Genomic DNA, 2,735 nt, shown 5'->3' with positions numbered 1-2,735 from the left:
CTCGAACGACGACGCACCCATGATTGCAACATCTCCCGCTCAGCATCAGTCAGCACAACAGGCGGGATCTTCGGTCCAGGACGACTCACACCAGACCAACGACGAATCTCCGACTCAGGACACTAGGGAAGCTCCGACTCGATGACGTCGGCCGCGCGCGTGGCGCCGCCCTCGGCGAGCGTCCGGCGCTGGATCTCCGCGAGCCGCCGGGCGACCTCCGGGTCACCGGTCAGCTCCTCCAGCGCGGACCGCAGCGCCTCGGCCGTCGCCCGCTCCTTCGGCAGGTGCCGGGCGACGCCCAGCCCCTCCAGCAGCGCGGCGTTCATGAACTGGTCGGCCGCCTGCGGCACGGCGATCATCGGGGTGCCGGTGGCCAGCCCCTCCTGGCTGCCGCCCATCCCCGCGTGGGTGACGAACGCGTCGGCCTCCCCCAGGATGGCGAGCTGCGGCACCCACGGGTGCGTCTCGATGTTGGACGGCAGCGGTCCCAGCACGGCCGGATCCACATGCCTGCCGATCTGCAGGACGACGTACCACCCGGGCAGATCGCCGTACGCCTCGACGCACGCCCGGTAGAACTCCGGCTCGGCGGTGAACGTCGACCCGAGGGAGACCAGCAGCAGCCGGCTGCCCTCGGCCCCCTCCGGGCGGCGCCACTCCTCCGTGCGGGCCGCGCCGGTGCTGCAGGTGCCGACGAACGTGTAGCGCTCCTCGTCGACGAGGGCGGCGTTCGGCTGCATGGCCTTGGGGATCAGCACCACCGCGCGGCGCGGGATGCCCGCGAACTCGTCGACGTCCCTGGCGATGCCGTGCTCGTCCAGCCACGCGCGGAACCGCGCGTAGTACGCCTGCCCCTCCGCCGACCGCTTCATCTCCGCGTACTCGGGCGCGACGTCCTCGGGGACATATCCCTCCCAGGCCACCATGTGCGTCGTGAGCTGGACCTGCGGCACGCCCCAGCGGTGCGCGAGGACGCGTGCGGGATAGGAGGTGGAGTCCGAGAGGACCAGATCGGGGACATCGCCCTCGAACACCTTCGCGAGCTGGGGCAGCGCCTGGACGGCGTCGTCCAGGAACGGCCGGATGTTGTCGAGCAGGCCCGAGCCCCAGTCGGCCGGGTCGTCGGTGGGGAGCGAGGAGGTGTACGGCTTCGGCTCGGCCCCCGTCGCGGCGACGAGGTCGGCCATGGCGGGCGGGACCGCGTAGCTGACCCGGTGCCCGCGGGCCACCAGCTCGCGGATCACCTCCAGGCCGGGGTGGACATGGCCGGACGCGGCGATGTTGAACATCGCGATATGGGCGGGTGCGGTGCGAGGCATATCGGTGACACTAGACGAGACGGATCGTCTCGTGCAACCCGCGGACCCGGCCCCGCTCAGGACACCGGCCGCGAATCCGCCCAGAAGGACTCGAACTCCTCCCGGTACACCGGAAGGAGCCCCAGGTCGCCCTCGTCCTGCGGCTTGCCCCGCGGCACGGCGCCACCCGGCTCCCCGCGCTGCACCAGCTCCCGGTTCCCGCCCCGCAGCACCAGGACCGGCGCCTCCATCCCCCGCGCGTGCCGCAGATACGACTGCACCACCGCGAGCCCTTCGGCGCTGTCCCCGTCGACCATGTACGCCGTGCAGCGCGGCGTCTCGTCGAACACATGGATCTCGAAGGCGCCGGGGTCCCGCAGCCGGGCCCGCACCCGGCGCATATGGAGGATGTTCATCTCCACCGAGCGGCTCAGCTCGCCCTTCTTCAGCCCCAGCTCCCGCTCCCGGCGGCGCACCGCGCTGCTGGCGGGGTTCAGGAACAGCAGCCGGATCCGGCAGCCCGCCTCGGCCAGCCGCACCAGGCGGCGCCCGCTGTAGTTCTGGACGAGGAGGTTGAGCCCTATCCCCATCGCGTCCAGCCGCCGCGCGCCGCCGAACAGGTCCTCGACGGGCAGCTGCCGCTGCAGCCGCACCCGGTCCGGGTGCACGCTCACCACATCCGCGAACCGGTCCCCCACCAGCTCCTCCACCGCGTCCACCGGCAGCCGCCCCGCGGACGGCGCGTCGTCCCGCGAGGCCCCCAGCAGCTCCAGCAGCCGTGCGCACATCCGTTCGGCCTGGGCCAGCACGGTCTCCGAGAGCGCGCGGTTGCGCGCGACGGCGCTGCGCGCCACCTCCAGCTCGTCCAGTGCCAGTTCGAGCTCGCGCCGGTCCTCGAAGTACGGCTCGAAGCACGGCCAGTGCTGCACCATGAGCTCCCGCAGCTGCGGGAGGGTGAGGAAGGCGAGGATGGTGTCGTCGGCCGGGTCCAGCAGATAGCCCTTGCGGCGGGACACCTCCCGCACGGCCACGGCCCGCTGCACCCACTCCTGCCCCGCGGGGCCGGCGGCCGCGATGACCCACTCCTCGCCGTGCACCGGCTCGTAGATGGGCCGCAGCACGGCGGCGACGACGGCCCGCAGCCGCTGTTCGACCAGGTTCAGCCAGATGTACGCCCGCCCCGCGCGCTGGGCCCGGGTCCGCACCTGGGCCCAGGCGTCCGCGCCCCACGCCAGGTCGGCGCCTATCTCCATCGGGCGCGCGAGCGGAACGGCCCCCGGCTGCCACCCCTCGTAACCGGCACCGCCGGCACCGCCCGCGCTGCCACCGCCGCTGCCGACGCCGCCGGTCCCGGGCCCGGTGTCCGGGGTGCCCAGATCCCCGCCGCCCCCTTCGCCGCCGTCGCCTGGGGGGAGTTCAAGCCCTCCCGAACCCAAC

At 73.2% G+C, this 2,735-nt stretch carries 2 protein-coding genes; both read right to left on the bottom strand.

Annotated elements, in window-relative coordinates:
- Positions 1-122: 122 nt before the first annotated feature.
- Positions 123-1,319: a macrolide family glycosyltransferase gene (locus G5C65_RS35050; protein ID WP_165303099.1), complete on the bottom strand. Its 1,197-nt coding sequence runs from the start codon at positions 1,317-1,319 to the stop codon at positions 123-125.
- Positions 1,320-1,375: 56 nt separating this feature from the next.
- Positions 1,376-2,734: an SAV2148 family HEPN domain-containing protein gene (locus tag G5C65_RS35045; RefSeq protein WP_165303098.1), complete on the bottom strand. Its 1,359-nt coding sequence runs from the start codon at positions 2,732-2,734 to the stop codon at positions 1,376-1,378.
- Position 2,735 lies beyond the last annotated feature (1 nt).

The sequence above is a fragment of the Streptomyces boncukensis genome (assembly GCF_011045075.1).
GTDB lineage: Bacteria > Actinomycetota > Actinomycetes > Streptomycetales > Streptomycetaceae > Streptomyces > Streptomyces boncukensis.
This window is presented reverse-complemented; position numbering and strand designations above follow the sequence as displayed.

Bases quoted from the DNA above. Each gene is read 5' to 3' on its own strand.
- G5C65_RS35050 (WP_165303099.1), bottom strand. From the start codon at position 1,319: ATGCCTCGCACCGCACCCGCCCATATCGCGATGTTCAACATCGCCGCG.